Consider the following 18,631-nt stretch of genomic DNA (forward strand, 5'->3'; position numbering starts at 1 on the left):
GGTTCAGCCCCCCGCCTTCACCTGATGCAGCGGTGTGGCAGCGGCCTGCTGCACGCGATGGCGTTCGGGCTCCACCTCGGTGAGTGGCGCGCAAGGCGTGAGCCCCGCAAGGCAGCGCCGCGCAAGCTCCTGATACTGCAGCGTGCCGTTGTACTTCCATGTCATCTCCCGCTCTTCCAGTTCCCGGATGAGCTTGGCCGGTACGCCCGCCACTAGGCTGCGCGCCGGAACCTTGAACCCGGCGCGTACAAAGCTCATGGCCGCGACAAATGCGGCCTCGCCCACCTCAACGCCATCCATCACCACTGCATTCATGCCCACCAGCGCATTGCGTCTTACCACGCAGCCATGCAGCACGGCACCATGGCCGATATGGCCATTCTCTTCGACAACGACATCCTGCCCCGGAAAGCTGTGAGTTGTGCAGTTGTCCTGAATGTTCGATCCGGCCAACATGATAATCCGCCCGAAATCACCACGCAGCGACGCCCCCGGGCCGACATAGCAATGCGGACCGATGATGACATCACCAATCAGATCGGCGGAGGGATGAACATAAGCCAGCGGATCAACCACCGGAACCAAGTTTTCGAATTTATAGATCGGCATGGACAAAATCCTGCTTTCTGAATGCCCTGGTTAAAAGAAGTATATATAAGAGCCATGCGCAATACGCGACAGGCGAAGCCCCTCTTATTACGACTGCCCAAAAACTAACGCTCTTGAGGCAGCAGCGGAGAAATATCGCCGCCGGGTGCTTGCTCCCTATCTCGGCCATGCGCCTGAGCACGAGATTTAGAGAAGCCGGCAAGAGCTTTCCGGAATCTGTACGGTTGAAATAGTTGCCTTCGATGAGTTTGCTGGGCGATTGGCTGGAGACGGACTGGCCGCTGGGTGCGACCATATCGTTTTTCGGCACGGCTCCCACGGAGCCATACCCTTCGGCTGTTAAGTCTGCCACGCGCATGGCAGGTTTTAAAGCAGGTACCGCCGCTGGCGGATATGACACCCAAGATTAGGCTTTCCGTGGAGATGATGCCATGATTGGCTTCCAGCACTGCTGGGCCGAAGCCATCCACTCCGGCCGATCAAGTGATCTTCCGTCTGTGCGCGTTGCGCTTTTAAAGCCTAATTTGAAGGTGCTGTTGCCTTGAGGCGGCAGGTTGGTTTTACGTTACCGTACTCGCTGTCCAGGTTGCGGTCTTCACGGCTGGAGATTTTTCGAGGGTCGTGACTACTTGGTCCAACTCGCCAGCGGCGGCACTGGAAGCAACCAATGTCGCGCCAAGTTCCACGAGATCGTCGCTCTCGGTCAGGACCGCTACCTCACGCACCGGGTAGTGGGCGGCTTCCAGCTTGTCGAACAGCAAGTCGCGGACGTCTGGCACGTCCTCCGGCGCGCAGGTGGCGTGGACCGTGTATTGCGCCTCGGTGCTGGTCTCATCCACCGGGCGCCGGTTGATGTAGTTCACCAGCGGGCGCAGCAGCGTGTTGCCAGCCAGCACGAAGAAGGTGAGCAGCGTGGCCTGCCCCGGATAGCCGCAGCCCGAGAAGGCTCCCACCGCCGCCGAGCACCACAACGTTCCAGCCGTGTTGAGGCCGCGGATGTTGGCGCCGTCCTTGAGGATGACGCCAGCCCCGAGGAAGCCGATACCGGAGACGATATAAGCGACGATACGGGTCGAACCCTCCGGCCCGGCCAGCTGTATGCCCAGATCGGCGAAGGCCGCCGCGCCCAGCGCCACCAGTACCGTGGTGCGCAGCCCAGCGGAACGCTGGCGCCATTGTCGCTCAGCGCCGATGAGTGTGCCCAGCACGAAGGCGGTGGCGAAAGCGACGAAGCTTTGGGGCAGGTGTGAGAGCATGCTGCCCCCGGCTACTGGCCGAGATTGTGATAAAAGCCCCAGCCCATCACCGCGAGCATGACCGCGATGTAAAGGCGCAGTCCCCAGAACACTGTCTGCTGCCAGGGGCGTAATACCACGCGGCCAATTTCCATGGGCGGCGCTAGCCAGTTCTCTTGTTCCGCCAATGCGATGAGGGCTTGTTCTTTGCTTTTGTCGTAATAGCTCATCACAGACCTCACAGCGCGTTGGGGAAGACGGTGACCAGACCGTAGAGGCCATTGCATACGATCAGCAGCACCATCACGCCAATCGACAAGGCGTTGCGGATTGGTGAATTCACGTGTTCCCCCAGCAACTCACGGTCATTGAGTAGCATCAGCAGGAACAGCATGGCCGCGGGCATGAACACGGTGGCGATGACTTGGACGGTGAGGTTGAGGAAACCAACCGGCACATGTGGGAGCATCAGCACACCGGCCGCCAGCGCAGTGCCGGCGATGGCCGGGCCGTAGAACGGCAGAGCCTGCATCGGCTCCAGGTTGATCGAGCGCGGCAGGTCAAACGCCTCGCCGATCGCCCAGGCGCTGCTGGCTGTGACGACGATGGCGGCGATCAATCCGGCCTCGACCAGCCCCAGCGCGAAGATGATCATGGCGGCGCGGCCGATGTGCGTGCCAATGGCGCTTAGTACGTCATTGTCGCCCAGCGATGCGGCATTGGGCAGGCCGTGCAGGTACTGCGCGGCCAGGGCGATGATGGCGGCGGCTACCAGCACCATGCCGACCACGCCCAGCATCAGGTCGCGCCGGCTGGCGGCGATGTCCTGCGGCAGCAGCCCTTTGTCGACCACACAGGATTGCTGGAAGAAGAGCTGCCAGGGCGCGATGGTAGTACCGATATTGGCCGAGACCAGTATGAGGAACGAGGCCGAGAACAACCCGCCCGGCACCGCCCAGCCGCCACCCGCGAAGGTACGGCCGATGGCGCTCCAGTCCGGATGAGCGCACAGGGCCAGTGGGATGAAGACTAGGTTGAGCGCCGCCACGAAGAGCGAGATGCGTTCCCAGCTATGATATTTCAGAAAGAGCAGAATGCCGATGATGAAGCAAAACGCCAGTGGGATGGTGATAAGGTAGGAAACCCCGAACACCGCGCTGGCCACGCGGATGCCGATGAACTCGGTCATGAGCGTGAGGATGTTGGCGGCGACGAGGTCGATGAGAGAGAACGCGCCCCAGAAAGCGCCATAGCGCTTCCAGATCATCTCGGCGTGGCCGCGGCGGGTGACGGCGCCGAGGCGGATGGTCATCTCCTGCACGAGATACGCGATGAAACCTAGCGGGATCAGTAGGGGGATGAACAGGCTGAAGCCATACGTGGCACCAGTCTGCGCGTAGGTGACAACGCCGCCAGCGTCGTTGTCACCTAGCATAACGAGTAGGCCCGGCCCCACCAGGGCGAGCCCCAGGGTGAGGCGGTTGGTGAGCGTACGTGGGGCGGCGCGCAGTTTGGCGATGCGCAGGCGGTCGCGCAGACGGGCCTCAAGGCCTTCGGGCATGGAGAGCGGCGCCCCGTCAGCGGGCAGCACGTTGATACGGTCGGTGGACATGAGAAAAACTCCGGAAATGAGGAACGTACGGAGGGCCGGCGTGTCAGCGCACCAGCGGGGCCTCGAGCGAACCAAGTAGTTTCCAGACAATTCTCACGCGGCCGGTTGCCTCGTCTCGGCGCCAAGTGGCGACGATACGGCGGTGCGGGGGCAGCATGGCCATCGCGTCGGTATGCGCAACAGAAACAGCAACGGGGCGTGCGGTGGTCTTACGGAAGATCATGATGATCCCTCCTTCGTGTTTGACATTCAGACAAACCGGGAGGGACAGGCCTAAGGATCAACAGCCGGAGCGTGTTGTTCCTCCAGTATATCCATCCCGGACGTATTGGCAGACCATGGTTAGCGGAGGAGAAGACGTTAAGCGTCTACTATCGCTTTCCGAGGTCTGACCGGTAGATCGCGGGTTCATGTGATCCTGCTTTGGGTTGTGGGATGCTCGTGGCGCCGGGCGCCATCGAGCGGTTGCCGGGTATACCCGTGGGGGTATATAGTCAAGCCCATAATGAGATACGCTGACAGTGAAAGACGCAAGCTCGTCAACCGTCTGAGCCGGATACGCGGCCAGATCGAGGCGATACAGGCGGCCTTGGCCGAGGACGCCTCGTGCACCGCGCTTTTGCAACAAGCCGTAGCCTGCCGGGGGGCCATGGACGGGTTTATCGGCACGGTGATCGAGCATCATGTGCGTCAGCATGTCGCCGGGCCTGACGCCACTGACGAAGACCGTGCCCGCGCCGCCGAGGAACTGATCAAGGTGGTGCACGCCTATTTAACATAGACCACTGACAGTGGACGAGCCGGTATCTGCTGATACCGGCATAGGTGGGCTAAGATTTGCAAATTCCCGACCATGTTAATGATGGCGTACGCAGTTTCCAGTGCGCTGTCGCCCAGGCTTGAATCGGCCTTCCTCTCTACGGATTAGGATCGTCGCGCGGCAGCCTTTCTTGGTATGCATGAGCTTATGGGGAGAGCTGTATTCTGTGTCTCCATTCCAGCCTCGCGAGAGAGCGGAAGACGAACGCCGAAACCACCCGGACCAGAACAGTGGCCGCTTGTGCAATTGCCGGGGGGCGGGTTACATCCCCAAGCTGGTCACCAATAAATTACGCAACAGGCGGAGCCAGAGCCTATGTGGCCGCCAGAGATCCGTATCGTCATCTTGCCTGTCTTGTTGGCGGCCTGGCGAGGGGATTCAGTGCGCGGATGTGTTTTCGGCGGAAGAAGTGCCGGTAGTGGAACCGCTGTTGCCCGCCGATGCCGGCGGGGTAACTTGGCCGGACGAGGAGGAGGATGCCGCAGGCGCCGGAGTGATGACGGCGGCCGCTTGGTCTTGTGCCGACGAGGCTGTAGCAGTGTTTTTCGCGGCCGTTTGTAGAGTTGGGCTGGCTTGGTTCGAGCTGGCCGTAGAGGAGGAGCTTGCCGGTGACGTGGAACTCGGTGTTGCTGGCGTCACCTGGGCAGGCGCGGCGGCCTCGCCGGACGTGGTCGATGATGCAGCTGGCGTCGCGGTGACTGCGGCAGGTCCCGGAGTTTGCGCCGACGAGGCTGTAGACCCACTTGTAACGGCAGCTGGGGGCATTGGGCTGCTGGGTTGATTTGAAGTGGCCGTAGAACCAGCCGATGTGGCCGCTCCGTTGGACGCCTTGGCAGCTACAGGCGTCGTTGCCACGGGCGCCGGTGTCTGCACGGTGTAGTCAGGCACGATCCGCGCCTGCTTGGTGCCGTCGATCACCAGCACATGCAGCCCGATCGGAAGCGCTGTCTTGCTGGTCTGAGTAACGGAAACCAGGTTTCCGCTGGTCTGCTGGACGATGTATTCCCAGCCCTTGGTATCCGCGACCGCCTGCTCGGCTGCCACGCCGCCAATGCCACCGACCAAAGCCCCCCCGATTGCTCCGAATGCAGTTGCTTCCGGCGCGCCTGACAATTGTGCCCCCGCGACGCCGCCAGCGGCACCACCGGCGGCCGCGCCGACCGTGCCATCCGCGCTAATGAGCACCTGCCGCACGCCGATAATCACCCCACGCTGCACAGGCGCCTCTAACTGGGCGGCGTCGGCGGCATAGGTGTTTGGGGAGTAGCTCTCATGGCATCCAGCAAGGAACAGTGGGAGGAACCCCGGAAACAGGAAAAAGGGTAAAGTAACGAGGCGCAAGGCGAGGTCCATGTTCTTAGATCAGGCTGGCGTTAATTTAGCCTTTGAGACGCTGGCTGTCACGCTGGGGTTCGCAAGTAGGGCAGCTTGCCATCAACCATTACCGGTCCGCCTTGTGTCCAGACCAAATTTCCAGCGGCGGTTCACTGCTGCAAAACGGGTTTTTGTCTCCTAATGGGCGGCTGAAATCTGCCTGAGCGCTTCCTGTCGGGTTACATGTGCTGGTGATCGACGGCACCAAACAGGCGAGGATTATGCCTGGCTAGACCGTGCAGACTTCGGCGCCCGAGGCAACGATGCTCGCAGCTGCCTAGCCATCCAACGGGGCGGCCACATCGAACCAAGACAGCTCAGCTCTACAAGCCACCGTGAAAAGTGCTGCCGTTGTCCGCCTCTCCCGTCCCGTGCACAAATCCGCTGTATTGTGCGGATTCCGACGAAGTCGCCCGTTGATTCCGATTTGATGGCGCCCGGGATTCCGACATGAAGCCGCCCGTCTCGCCTCGCTTCGCTGGCTGCGTTTTTTCTGGCATTGATATTTTGATTGCGTCAAGTTTTCTCGGCGGTTTTGATTCTGGTTTTGCGCAGGCTGTCGCCGGTGAGGTTGAGCCGGTGGGCGTTGTGGACGAGGCGATCGAGAATGGCGTCCGCATAGGTGGGATCGCCGATGACGGCGTGCCACTGCTCGACGGGCAGTTGGCTGGTGACGATGGTCGAGCGCCTGCCGTATCGTTCTTCGAGGATTTCAAGGAGGTCGTGCCTTGCCTGGCCGTCGAGCGGCTCCAGACCCCAATCGTCGAGGATCAGAAGATCGATCCTGCCGAGCGCCCGGCTGATGCGGACGTAGCGGCCGTCACCGCGGGCCAGCGCCAGCTCGCCGAACAGTTTCGGCACACGCTGGTAGAGGACGGAGCGGTTATCGCGGCAGGCTTTGTGGCCGAGCGCACAGGCGAGCCAGCTCTTTCCCACGCCGGTTGGCCCACTGATCACCAGATTGTCGTGCGCGTCGAGCCAGGCACCGGCCACGAGTTTCTGGAACAGCGGCCGGTCGAGCCCGCGCGCGGCACGGTAATCGACATCCTCGACCAGAGCATTCTGGCGTAGCTTGGCAAGGCGCAGCCGGGCGGCGAGTTTCTTGTCGTGGCGGTAGGCCAATTCCCGGTCGAGCAGCAGGGCCAGCCATTCGGGATGGGTTAGCGTGGCAGCCTCGGCCGAGGCTTCGGTTTCCCCGAATGCCTTGGCCATGCCGAACAGTCCCAGCTGGTTGAGCTGGTCGAAGGTGGGGTGAGTCAGCATGCTGGTCTCCTCAATGGTAATAGCCCGCGCCGCGGATGTTGCGGTGCTCGATCGCCTGGTTGTCCGCGGCGTGCTGGGGTGGGGCATGGCGATCGAGGTTATTGTCCAAGATGGATTTGACCGAGCCGTAGGTTCGCGCGCGCGATCTCCAGCGCCCGGGCACAGGCGGCCTCCACCCGTTCCCGGCCAAACGCTTTCACCAGCCGGACGATGCCAAGACAGGCCCGGAAGCCTTGTTCCGGGTGCGCGCGCTCCTCCAGGATCCGTGTGCATAAAGCGTCGGCGGCGGGACCGATCGTAGCGGCATCCCGTTGGATACGCTCGACCGTCCAGCCCGCGTAACGCCGGTGGCTGGAGGGCATGTGCTCGGGCAATGTCGTGTGCTTGCCATTGCCGCTCCCGCGCATATGCGCCGCGATGCGCTCGCCGCGCATGAAGATCTCCACACTGCGCGCCGTCAGGCGCACCTCCACCTGCTCCTTCGCGAAGCGGTACGGCACGCTGTAGTAATGCCGGTCGACATCGACGTGATAATCGAGCCCGACGCGCCGGATGCGCCATTCCGCGAAGACATAGGGCTCCACCGGCAGGGGCTTGAGGTGCGGGCGGTCCAGGCTTTCCAGGAGTTGGCGGCGGGTAACGCCCAGCCGGCGCAGCGGTCGCTCATCGTTCACCCGCACCAGCAGGTCCCGGATCGCGGCGTTCAGCTCGGCCAGGCTATGGAAAACCCGGTGGCGTAGGCGGCCCAACAGCCAGCGTTCCATGATTAGCACGGCAGCCTCGACCTTGGCCTTGTCGCGCGGCTTGCGCGGACGTGCCGGCAGAATGGCGGTGTCATAATGCGCCGCCATCTCGGTGTAGCTGCGGTTGACCGTGGGCTCAAAGAAGCAGGCTTTGACCACCGCCGTCTTCGGATTGTCCGGCACGATCAGCCGTGGCACCCCGCCGATCGCGGCAAACGCGCCCGCATGCGCGCCAATCCAGTCGCCCAAGCCCTGGGTCCAGGTCGCTTCGGCATAGGTGAAGCTCGATGCCCCCAGCGCCGCGACAAAAATCCACGCCGGCCGGGTCTCGCCGGTCAGCCGGTCAACCACCACCGGCACCGCATCCCCGGCATAATCCACGAAGAGTTTGTCGCCGCCCGCGTGCGATTGTCGCATCGTCACCGGCAGCTTGCTCTCCCAGCCCCGGTACAGCTCACAGAACCTGGAATAGCGATACCCCGCCGGTACCTGGGCAATATACTCGTCCCATAGGATCGAAAGCGTGACGTGCTTGCGCTTGAGTTCCTGGTGCATCCAGGCCCAATCCGGCTCGGCATGCTGGCGATGCCCCTGCCTGGTGCCGTTGTTCTTGTACAGCAGCACTTCCAGCGCCGCGTCCGTGACCTCCGCCGCCAACGGCCAGGCCAACCCGGCGCCGGCAGAGCGGCGCAGCGTCTCGCGCACCGTCGAGGGCACCACGCCCAGCCGCCGGGCAATCTCCCGCTTCGAAACCCCGGCTGCCGTCAAACGCAAAATCTCGCGCACATGGCGCATGCAAACTCTCCCCGCTGGCATCGATCATCCCCCTTCAGCAAAAGCCAAAGAGGAAACTCTACCGCAGTCAGCGAAGATGCCTTCACCCCCAAACCCCGGGCGACATCATCCCGGAATCGAGGGCGGGGCTAAATCGGAATCCCGGGCGCCATCAAATCGGAATGGGTGAGCGTCATCATCTCGGAATCAGTGGGCGCCTTGCCCCGGAATCATCAGTATTGAATTCGACGGGCTCAGGCATACCCATCTGGTATGTCACCGGGGTAAAAAAAGTATTTTTCCCGATGAGTGCAAAAAAATAGTCTTACCCCCAAAATGGGAGCTGAGAAAACCAAATCGTTCGAAAGCATCTCGCGTAGAGTTTCGGAAGGTTTTGGGTAAGTGAAGCAGGATTAAACCTGGAAAATAAAGTGCGCGATGATCTTTGTAGATTTCCGTATGCCTACTTGTACGCAGGGCGTGCACCAGAGAAGGTTTGATGAGTTTGGCCGCACGGCTGAGCGGCCACCTCAGTTGATGGCATAACTCGTAATGCAGAGCGGCGTTTTTAACAAATTCGTACAAGAAATAAGAAAAAAGGAGATAACTTTTTGACCATCCAGATCAAGACAGTGGAATTCACGCCCAAGCGGCACACGTTCGGCCATATAGCTCGGCGTCTGGGGGGTGACAGATCTGCCTCACGCTACCAGGAGGGGACGTTGGACCTCCAGGCCACCGAGAATTTCCACTATAAGCCACTCTGGGAGCCCGAATTCTGGCATTACGATCAGGCGAAGACAGCTGTGAAGATGGCAGATTGGTATAAACCGCTCGACCCACGCCAGTATTACTACGCCACGTACAACATCGCCCGCGCCAATATGCAGCAGGCTGTTGAACGCAATTTCACCTTTGCCGATGAGCGCGGCCTGTTGGCTAATTTGCCTGCCGAGCTGAAGGCCAAGATTATCGATACCCTGCTGCCGCTGCGCCATGCGCACTGGGGGAGCAACATGAACATGGCGGAGATTTGCCAGCGCGGTTACGGCACGGCGGTAACGGCCCCGTGCATCTTTTCAGCCATGGACCATCTCGGAATGGCGCAGATCATCAGCCGCATCGGGCTTCTGCTCGATGGCCTGACCGGCGAGAGCCTACGCGCCGCCAAACAGACGTGGATGACCGTGACCGCTTGGCAAGGCATCCGCAAGCTCATGGAGGATAGCTTGGTGGAGCGTGACTGGTTCCACCTTTACGTCGCGCAGACCCTGGGGATGAATGCCGTACTGTTGCGCATTGCCTATACGGGGCTGGAGGCGAGCTACGGAACCGCGGGTATGGCGCTGGCCATGCTCACTGAGTTCTGCGCTGACTGGTTGGCCGAGGAAGGCCGCTGGAGTGATGCCGTCATCAAGGCAGTCGCGGCTGAATCACCCGAGAACAATGCGCTGGTTTCCAAGTGGGCCAAGGACTGGATTGCCCGTGCCGCCGATGCAGCCGTGCCGCTCAGTGTGGCCGTACTTGGTGATGACACTGCCGCCCGCGTCGCCGGCGAGGCCACGACGGCTCATGCCCGCGCCCTTGGATTAGCTCTGTAAGGAAGCGACATGACGCAGATCGCCTCCGTCACGCTGATGCAGAACGGCGAAGCCCGTCCGGTCATCGATGCCATCATGCAGATAATCCCGGTGTATGCGTGTTGAATATGCCAGGTGCCATCAAACTCAATTGCGATGGTCTGATCATCGTCAACCGCGCCTCGGTTGAGGAGCGGTTAGGCAAACCATGGAGTCCATAAGAGATCCAACTCACGCTTGTCTCCATGGCGGGCCATTTGGATGAGGATGACGACCAGTTTACATTGAGCTGACAAAAATAAGAAGTGAGGAACAATATGACCGCCAAGAAACTGAGCCTGAAGCAGCGCTACGAATTCTTAACCCGCGATCTGGATTGGGAGCCAAGCTACCAACCCATTGATGCAATCTTTCCCTATGACCAGTTCGAGGGGATCAAGATCAAGGATTGGTCCGGCTGGGAGGATCCGTTCCGCCTGACCATGGATTCCTACTGGAAATTCCAGGCTGAGAAGGAGCGGAAGCTCTACGCCGTGATCGACGCATTTGCCCAGAACAACGGCCAGACCGGGATCTCCGATGGGCGCTACGTCAATGTTCTGAAGATCTTCCTCACGGGCATTTCGCCGGAAGAGTATCAGGCGCATCGCGGCTTCGCCTTCACCGGCCGCCATTTCCGTGGCGCCGGTACGCGTGTGGCTTGCCAGATGCAGTCGATCGACGAGTTGCGTCATGTGCAGACACAGATCCACACGATCAGTCACTACAACAAGTTCTTCGATGGCATGTCGGAATTCCCGGCCCAGCATGATCGTGTGTTCTACCTATCCGTGCCGAAAAGCTTCTTCGACGATGCGCGCTCGGCAGGGCCGTTCGAGTTCATGATCGCGATCGGCTTTGCCTTCGAATACCTGTTAACAAACCTTCTGTTCGTGCCGTTCATGTCCGGTGCGGCGTATAATGGCGACATGTCAACGGTGACTTTCGGCTTTTCAGCGCAGTCGGATGAAAGCCGTCACATGACGCTGGGTATCGAAGTGATCAAGTTCCTGCTGGAGCAGCACCCGGACAACTTGCCGATCGTGCAGAAATGGGTGGACAAGTGGTTCTGGCGTGGTTTTCGCCTGCTCGGCATCGTCGCCGCGATGATGGACTACATGCTGCCGAAGAAAGTGATGTCATGGAAGGAGGCGTGGGATATATACTTCGTTGAGGCCGGCGGTGCACTCTTCAAGGATCTGGCGCGCTATGGCCTGAAGATGCCAAAATATGCGGACGTGGCGACCGAGGCGTGCGAGCATATTTCTCACCAGAACTGGGGGCTCTTCTACCAGCTCTGCCACGTCGCGGGCTTCCATGCTTGGATGCCGGACGCCGCACATCTCGACTGGCTCTCGGAGAAATATCCCAATACGTTCGATAAATATTATAGGCCTCGCTTCGAAATGTGGGCGAAACAGGAGAAGGACGGAAAGCGCTTCTACTTCAACGGTCTGCCGCAGCTTTGCAGCTGCTGCCAGCTGCCCATGCTCTATACCGAGCCGGGCGATCCCACCAAGACCTGCTTCCGCAGTTCAACCTTCAAAGATACCCGCTATCATTTCTGCTCCGATGGCTGCAAGGACATCTTCGACAACGAGCCTGAGAAATACGTGCAGTCCTGGTTGCCTGTGAACCAGATTTTCCAGGGCAATTGCGGCGGAGCTACGGTTCCGGAGGTGTTGAAGTGGTACCATATCAATGTTGGCGTGGATAACGGTGACTATGTGGGCTCGCCAGACGAAGCTCTATGGAAGTCCTGGGCCGAACAACGCCTGAGCGAAGCCAGCTAGAGGGAGCCTGAAATGTCAGTCATTGCCATTACCCCAGATTATGAAAAGCATATCCAGTACCGTGACGAGCAGGAACTCTACCACGGATCCTTATTGGTTTATGTGCACTGGGAGGAGCATATCTCCTTTGTCTCCGCCTTTGGCGTGCCGCTGCCGCCGGACACGCCCTTCGGTGCCATCTGCGAGATCGCCAAAGGCATCTATGGCGATCATCCTGACGCCGCCGACGTCGACTGGGCCAAGGCCGAATGGATGATTGATGACAAGAAGGCCACCCCAGATTTCGGTAAGTCCATTGGTGAGAATGGTGTTGGTCATAAATCCCTCATCCGTTTCTGGACCCCCGGCCTACACGGCTACAAGGGGACGTCCAACTGATATGACGGTGAACGACGCTCAGCCGTTGCCTTGTTGATGGCTACGGAGGTTCGTGTAATGCCTACGCTTGACCGTCACCACCGCCGAGGCCGCCATCGAAGCCGCATGGGCTAGGGGTTACGTGTGTGCTTTCTTTCCTACCAAGCTCAGGTGGGGCGGCGGCAGGCGAGTTGGTCCGCCTGCTGCCGGCTTTAGAGCCTCCGCCCGTGCCAGTGAGCCTGATGCATGCGGGCCGGCCGTAAATGCCCCTGAAGCTGAGAGTGTGTCTTGACTTCGTCGCCTCGGCCCTGCGCAACGCCTTGCCAGCCCATGTTCATACATCCAGAGATTTCATAGCGCTTATGGAGATAATGAGAGGTTGTTGTGGTCGCCAAAAGCGCTCACCTCGCAGGGGGGCAAAAAACTACAATCCCAACATGCCAACGGCAAGGTAGTGAAACAGTTTGAGGCTCGCTGTTTAAAGGCCGATCAGCTTGGCGCTCCGCCAGCGCATAGAGCGTAAAACAGTAATGAGGCGGCCGCTGGCCGGGCGACAGCCAGAAGAGGGAGCGCATTGCCCCTATCCTGCATACTAATTTCCTCATCAGCTGAGTTGGGACATGGTTTATCCACAGGCATCTTGATAACCCAGTGGATAAGTATGTGGACATTGTGACAAGAGCCGGGACAACCCAGCTAGGGCCCAAAGCTGCCGTAAATTGCCCTTGACTTTGCTGAATCCGTTTAATGCTTTGTATTTGTTTGAAAATCTTTCGAAGATCGGCGACTCGAATGCAGATCGAAACCTGCGCAAACCCACTGATTCAAAAGAAAATGAAAGCAGTGGAAAACTAAATCTTGCGTCGCTCTATCTCGGCATACGCGGTTAGCGCATCCTCATCGGAGAATATCGCGTTCTTTCGTTCAGATCCGGCTCATCGGGAGGTTTCGGTCAAAAAGACAGGTTTTGGTTGGCTGCCCAGTCTGTGTTTTCAAGTAGGGCCGGACAGAGCCGGCGCAGCCAAGGGCAGAAATGACGTTTTTATTGGCCGTTATCCGGCTTGAGCACGTGGACGACTTGCTTGCGCGTCTCCATGGCTGCTTTCACGCGCTCTGCCTTATAACATTCCCACCCCTCGGCGGATTGAGCCTGCTGAGGTTGCTGGTAGGTTTGGCTGTTACATATCGGGTGGCGTGGAGGGGGGCTGTATCTCCTTTCGAGACGCAGATTATTGGTGATGATATGGGCAATTTCAGGCCGGCATTAGCGGAAATTGTGAGAAAATTTTTCAGTATAATCAATAACATAAAGAAGAACCTTAAGGTTGGCTGGTTTGCATCAGGCCAGCTTCTGTTTTCGCGGCGAATATTTTTTGTGAGTGCCCGGGTCGCTTGCTCGGCTACGCTAGGCGACTCATGTTCGGCATTTAGGGCTGGCGTTACGCCGCCAGCCCCATTCTTTTAAATCAGCGCAGATGATGCACCTGTTGCAGACCATAAACCGGCGTGGGTAGACCTTCCATCCGCGCCTTGAGCTGCAACGCCAGATACAGCGAGTAGTGGCGCGACTGATGCAGGTTACCGCCATGGAACCACAGGTTTTCCTGCTGCGTCGGCTTCCACATATTGCGCTCCTCACCCTCCCATGGACCGGGGTCCTTGGCCGTGGCGGAACCCAGGCCCCACACCTTGCCCACCTTGTCCGCCACCTCCTGGCTGATGAGGTCGGCCGCCCAGCCATTCATCGAGCCATAGCCGGTGGCGTACACGATGAGATCGGCGGGCAGCTCCGTGCCGTCGACGAATTTGACGCCCGTCTCGGTAATTTCCTCGATCTCCACCCCGCTCTTGAGCTTGATGCCGCCATTGATGACCAGCTCGCAGGCACCGACATCGATGTAATACCCAGAACCACGGCGCAGATATTTCATGAACAGGCCGGATCCGTCGTCGCCGAAATCCAGCATGAACCCAGCCTTACGCAGTGCATCGTAGAATTCCTTGTCGCGCTGCTGGATCTTCTCATACACTGGGATGTGGAATTCGTGCATGATCTTGTACGGTATGGAAGCGAAGGTCATGTCCGCCTTGCGGGTGGTTACGCCATTGGCCACGGCCTGTTCCGAGTAGAGCCCGCCGAGCGCCTCTTCCATTAGCGAGTCAGAGCGAACGATATGCGTGCTGGACCGCTGCACCATCGTCACATCGGCGCCCACCTCCCACAATGCGGCACAGATATCATGCGCGGAGTTGTTGGCGCCGATTACCACAACTTTCTTGCCGGCATAGGCATCCGGTCCCGGATGCTGCGAGCTGTGCTGCTGTTCGCCACGGAACTTGTCCATGCCTTTGAAGTTGGGGATGTTCGGCTTGCCGGACATGCCGGTGGCCAGCACAAGCTGGGTGGGGCGCAGCTCGATCTCCTGTCCGTCCCGCACCACTGTCACGCGCCAGGTCTTGGTCGCCTCGTCGAATTCCGCATGCTTGGCGATGGTCTTGGACCAGTAATTGATCTCCATGACCTTGGTGTAGAACTCCAGCCAGTCGCCGACCTTGTCCTTGGGCGAGAACACAGGCCAGTTCTTGGGGAAATCGATATAGGGCAGATGGTCGTACCACACCGGGTCGTGCAGGCAGAGGGATTTGTAGCGCTTGCGCCACTGGTCGCCGGGGCGGTCGTGCTTGTCGATGACGATATGCGGCACACCGAGCTGGCGCATCCGCGCGCCGAGCGCGATGCCGCCCTGGCCGCCGCCGATGATCAGCACGTAAGGTTGTGTCTCATAACCCAGAGTGCGCACTTCCTCCTCGCGTTTCTCTAGCCAGCTCTTGCGGGTTTTCGAAATGCCATGCTCCGCACCCATCGGGCGACGAAAGCCCGTGGCCTCCTCATAGCCTTTAAGCTCGGTCAACGTGGTCAGCAGCGTCCAGGCCACGCCGTCGCGCAGGCGTACATAGGCTTCGCCACGGCCGATGCCGGTTTCGAAGCTCAGCCACGCCTCCACAATCTCGCCGCTCTGCGTCGGCTCATCGGCAATGGCGAAGCGCACGCCACCCAGATGCGGCAGCGTGGCGCTCAGCATGTCGCGCACGCCGTCGGGGTTCTCCACCGTCTTGAGGTTCCAGGTGAAGGCGATGAGATCGCGCCAGAAGCTGGTGGTGGCGAAGAGGCGCGCGGCGTTGTCCACATCGCCCTCGGCCAGCGCGCTGTTGAAGGCGGCGAGCCAGGATTCCGTGATCGCGCGGGGCGTGCCGGTTTTCAGGCCCATCGTCATATCGTTCATGTCCGTTTCCCTTTTTGGTTAGCTGTTGAGGTCGATGAGGATTTTGAGATGCTTGCCGGACGGGTCGAGCAGCGCCTCGAACCCTTGCGCCACGGCGTCCTGCAGCTTGATGCGCGCGGTGACGACCTTGGAGGCCGGCAGCGCGCCGGAGGCGATGAGGCGGATCACGCGCGGCCAGTAATGCGTGGGGTAGGCCCAGGCGCCACGCAGATCGACGTCCTTGAACGTCACCTGGAACCAGTCGAGCGGGTTCTCGCGCGGGTGCAGCCCGGTCTGCACCACCACGCCCTGCTTGCGCACGGCGTCCAGGCAGGCTTTCAGCGCGTGCTCATTGCCCACGCATTCCAGCGCCACGTCGCAGCCCACGCCGCCCTCGGTGCCCGCGCGCACGGCCTCGCCAATATTGTCGCGCTTGGGGTTGAGGGTGACGAGATCCGGCAGCACCGTGCGGGCGAAGGCGAGACGGGAGTCGTTGAGGTCCGAGAGGAAGAGCAGCCCGGCCCCGGCGGCGCGGGCGGCGAGTAGCGTGAGCAGGCCGATCGGCCCAGCACCGGTCACCAGCACGGAATTGCCCGCACGCACCCCGCCACGGTCGCAGGAATACACGGCGACGGCGGTGGGTTCGACGAGCGCTGCCTCCTCGTCGCTTAAACTCTCGGGGATTTTCTGGACGTTATAGTCATACACCGTGGCGGCATCGGCCATGCCGCCCCAGGCCCAGCTCAGCCCCGCCAAAGCCAATTGCGGGCTTAAGTGAAATAGCCCGCGCTCGGCAAAATATTCCCCCGCGCGGGGCATGATCAGCGGCTGGATGGAGACGCGGTCGCCGGGTTTTACATTGGTGACGCCATCGCCCACTGCCTCGACCACGCCGCCGAACTCATGCCCCAGAATCTGCGGGCCAAACGCCCCGGTAAAGGGATGCGGCGTGGTGGGGATGAAGATCGGCCCGTAGGCGTATTCGTGCAGATCGGTGCCGCAGATGCCGACAAAGCGGTTGCGCACTCGCACCTGGCCCGGCGGGGGCTGGTCGGACGGGGCGGGAATGTCTTCCACGCGCAAATCGCGCGCGGCATGGAATCGTAGGGCTTGCAAGCGGCTCCTCCTGGTTTTTGTTGTCGCAAGGAGACCAGGAGCAACCGCCGTGCCAAATTCAACTCATTGAAAAGGCTTGAGAAGCTGTGGATGTGCCGCCACACTGTGGCGGCAGGTGTGGCGCCTAACTGTGGCGCATCAGCCCCATACGGCGCATCCTCCGGTGGATGGTCGTGCGGTCCACGCCCAATTGCCGCGCCAGGGCCGAGACATTGCCGCCACATCCCGTCAATGCCGCGCGGAGTTGCTCGGCCTCGGAGCCTGCCAGTCCGCCGGCAAGACGCTCCGGCAGATCCACCAGCCCGATTTCTCCGCCCTCGCACAATGCCGCCGCCGTGGCGATGGCGTTGTCCAGCTCGCGCAGATTCCCCGGCCAGCGATGCGCCCGCAGCGCCTCCCGCGCCTTCGGGGCGATGGACAAGTAGCGGCCTGACGGGCTGTGCCGTGCCAGCAGCCGCTCCACCAGCCAGTCAAAATCCGCCCGCTCGCGCAAAGGCGGCAGGGTGAGGGCGGCGGCATGCAAGCGGTAATAGAGGTCTTCGCGGAACCGTCCTTCGGCCACCAGGGTGGCGAGGTCGCGGTGCGAGGCGGAAATCACCCGCACGCGCACCTGACGCGGTTGGGTGCCGCCCAGGGGCAGCACCTCCTGCTCCGCCAGCACGCGCAGCAGCCGGGTTTGCAGCAGCAGCGGCATATCGCCGATTTCATCGAGGAACAGTGTGCCGCGGTTGGCGGTCTCCACGAGCCCCTTGCGGCCCTTTGGGGCGGCGCCGGTAAAGGCGCCGGGGGCATGGCCGAACAACTCCGCCTCGGCGAGAGCTTCCGGGATCGCGGCACAGTTCACCGCCACGAACGGCCCCTCCAGCCCGCTTGCCGCATGGATGGCCCTGGCCAGGAATTCCTTTCCTGTGCCGGTTTCGCCATGCAGGCACACCGGCAGCGCGGTGCGGGCGAGGCGCGTTGCCTTCTCCAGAAGCGTGTCGATACCCGGCACCCCGCCGCCGAATTCCCGCAGCGCCACGGGGATGGCGGGGGAAGGCGCGCGTATCCGCGTGCCGGGCGGCGGCTCAATGGCGTGGGCAAACAGCAGCTGGCCGTTCCGCGCGCTTAGCACGCGCTCCTGGGTGGGGCGGGCGCGGGTTAGGCTGGGCAGATCGTCCACGGTGAGGTTGAGGAAATGCGAAACCGGCTTGCCAAGCACCAGCTCAGGCCGCCGCCAGTCCAGCTCGGCCGACTGCGCCAGCATGCGCGCCGCGGCGTGCGTCATACCCGCAATGCGCCCGGCATTGTCGATGGCGACAGCGCCCTCCGGGTCCACGTCCAGAAACTCGGGCGAGAGCGCAAAGCGCAGCACCCATTGCCGGCGCGTCTGCGCCATCAGATTGGCAAGCTCGATACGCCGCGCCGTGGCGGTGACCAGATGCCGCGCCAAGGTCTGGCTGATCTTCTCGCGCGGGGAGGAGAGCAGGGAAATATCCAACACCGCCGAGAGCTCCCCGGTCGTGTCGTAGATTGGCGCGGCGGTGCAGGAGAGCGGCGTGTGCGTCATGTCGAAATGGTCGGTCTGGTGGATGGTCAGCGCCTCACCTGTGGCAATGCATGCGCCCACGGCGCAAGTGCCGGCACGGGCTTCGGCCCAGTCGGCGCCCAGATACAGCCCTGCCTTACGTAGCTCATGCGTTTGCCTCGGGTCGCCGAAATACTCCACGGCGATGCCCTGGCGGTTGGTCAGCAGCAGCACGTAATTCTGGCCCGAGACATGGCCGTACAGCCGCTCCAGCCCCGAGCGGGCGATGACGATCAGTTCCTCCGCCTGCTGGCGATGCTCTTTCAGCCGCCCCTCGGGCAGGATGACCGCCTCGCAATTCACCGCCGGGTCCAGGCGGTATTCATCCAGGCAGCGGCGCCAGGACTGCACGACATAGGCATCCCGACCGGACGTGCCGCCGCGCCAAGCGGTCTCGATCTCGCGCACATGCTCGGCAGTGCTCATCTCTGTTCCCCCTGCCGCCCATGCACGCCAGCGTGTCAGACGGCAAATTTTTACTTTTGC

General features: G+C 61.1%; 15 protein-coding genes and 1 pseudogene. 6 read left to right on the top strand and 10 right to left on the bottom strand.

What is annotated here, in order from left to right:
- Positions 1–3 precede the first annotated feature (3 nt).
- The 5 genes from HNP71_RS06320 to HNP71_RS06340 form a co-directional block, all read right to left on the bottom strand.
- Positions 4–609, bottom strand: a complete 606-nt coding sequence (locus HNP71_RS06320; RefSeq protein WP_183266045.1) for an acyltransferase — start codon at positions 607–609, stop codon at positions 4–6.
- A gap of 560 nt (positions 610–1,169) precedes the next feature.
- The gene (locus HNP71_RS06325; protein WP_183266046.1) at positions 1,170–1,865 is read right to left on the bottom strand and encodes an MgtC/SapB family protein; all 696 of its coding nucleotides are present in this window, start codon (positions 1,863–1,865) and stop codon (positions 1,170–1,172) included.
- Between the two features lie 11 nt (positions 1,866–1,876).
- Positions 1,877–2,074, bottom strand: a complete 198-nt coding sequence (locus HNP71_RS06330; protein ID WP_183266192.1) for a hypothetical protein — start codon at positions 2,072–2,074, stop codon at positions 1,877–1,879.
- A gap of 8 nt (positions 2,075–2,082) precedes the next feature.
- Complete coding sequence (locus tag HNP71_RS06335; RefSeq protein WP_183266047.1) at positions 2,083–3,456, bottom strand: NRAMP family divalent metal transporter; 1,374 nt, start codon at positions 3,454–3,456, stop codon at positions 2,083–2,085.
- A gap of 43 nt (positions 3,457–3,499) precedes the next feature.
- Positions 3,500–3,679 (bottom strand): hypothetical protein, encoded by a 180-nt coding sequence (locus HNP71_RS06340; protein ID WP_183266048.1) that lies wholly within the window; start codon positions 3,677–3,679, stop codon positions 3,500–3,502.
- A gap of 282 nt (positions 3,680–3,961) precedes the next feature.
- On the opposite strand from HNP71_RS06340, the gene HNP71_RS06345 reads away from it, so the two are divergent.
- A complete protein-coding gene (locus HNP71_RS06345) occupies positions 3,962–4,237 on the top strand; it encodes a metal/formaldehyde-sensitive transcriptional repressor (RefSeq protein ID WP_183266049.1) in 276 nt (91 codons plus the stop codon).
- Between the two features lie 430 nt (positions 4,238–4,667).
- Positions 4,668–5,057, top strand: coding sequence for a hypothetical protein (locus tag HNP71_RS06350; RefSeq protein WP_221246659.1), 390 nt, complete (start codon positions 4,668–4,670; stop codon positions 5,055–5,057).
- A 1,109-nt stretch (positions 5,058–6,166) separates the two neighbouring features.
- Here the strand turns inward: HNP71_RS06350 and istB are convergent.
- Together istB and istA are read right to left on the bottom strand one after the other, a co-directional pair.
- Positions 6,167–6,913, bottom strand: coding sequence for an IS21-like element helper ATPase IstB (gene istB / locus HNP71_RS06355; protein ID WP_183266051.1), 747 nt, complete (start codon positions 6,911–6,913; stop codon positions 6,167–6,169).
- A 10-nt stretch (positions 6,914–6,923) separates the two neighbouring features.
- A pseudogene (gene istA, locus HNP71_RS06360) lies at positions 6,924–8,451 on the bottom strand (IS21 family transposase).
- Positions 8,452–9,041: 590 nt separating this feature from the next.
- Here istA and HNP71_RS06365 point away from each other — a divergent pair.
- The 4 genes from HNP71_RS06365 (at position 9,042) to HNP71_RS06380 (ending at position 12,220) form a co-directional block, all read left to right on the top strand.
- A complete protein-coding gene (locus tag HNP71_RS06365; protein WP_183266052.1) occupies positions 9,042–10,031 on the top strand; it encodes a ferritin family protein in 990 nt (329 codons plus the stop codon).
- 107 nt (positions 10,032–10,138) lie between these two features.
- A complete protein-coding gene (locus tag HNP71_RS14410) occupies positions 10,139–10,231 on the top strand; it encodes a hypothetical protein (protein WP_183266053.1) in 93 nt (30 codons plus the stop codon).
- Positions 10,232–10,327: 96 nt separating this feature from the next.
- Positions 10,328–11,842 carry an aromatic/alkene/methane monooxygenase hydroxylase/oxygenase subunit alpha gene (locus HNP71_RS06375; protein WP_183266054.1) on the top strand — a complete coding sequence of 505 codons (1,515 nt, stop codon included), beginning with the start codon at positions 10,328–10,330 and terminating at the stop codon, positions 11,840–11,842.
- A 12-nt stretch (positions 11,843–11,854) separates the two neighbouring features.
- Positions 11,855–12,220: a phenol hydroxylase subunit P4 gene (locus HNP71_RS06380; protein ID WP_183266055.1), complete on the top strand. Its 366-nt coding sequence runs from the start codon at positions 11,855–11,857 to the stop codon at positions 12,218–12,220.
- Positions 12,221–13,665: 1,445 nt separating this feature from the next.
- On the opposite strand, the gene HNP71_RS06385 is transcribed toward HNP71_RS06380, so the two are convergent.
- From HNP71_RS06385 to HNP71_RS06395, 3 genes are all read right to left on the bottom strand, one after another.
- Positions 13,666–15,483, bottom strand: a complete 1,818-nt coding sequence (locus tag HNP71_RS06385; protein ID WP_183266056.1) for an NAD(P)/FAD-dependent oxidoreductase — start codon at positions 15,481–15,483, stop codon at positions 13,666–13,668.
- An 18-nt stretch (positions 15,484–15,501) separates the two neighbouring features.
- The gene (locus tag HNP71_RS06390) at positions 15,502–16,578 is read right to left on the bottom strand and encodes a 2,3-butanediol dehydrogenase (RefSeq protein ID WP_183266057.1); all 1,077 of its coding nucleotides are present in this window, start codon (positions 16,576–16,578) and stop codon (positions 15,502–15,504) included.
- Between the two features lie 124 nt (positions 16,579–16,702).
- The gene (locus tag HNP71_RS06395) at positions 16,703–18,571 is read right to left on the bottom strand and encodes a sigma-54-dependent Fis family transcriptional regulator (protein ID WP_183266058.1); all 1,869 of its coding nucleotides are present in this window, start codon (positions 18,569–18,571) and stop codon (positions 16,703–16,705) included.
- Positions 18,572–18,631 lie beyond the last annotated feature (60 nt).

The organism is Acidocella aromatica, assembly GCF_014201825.1.
Classification (GTDB): domain Bacteria; phylum Pseudomonadota; class Alphaproteobacteria; order Acetobacterales; family Acetobacteraceae; genus Acidocella; species Acidocella aromatica.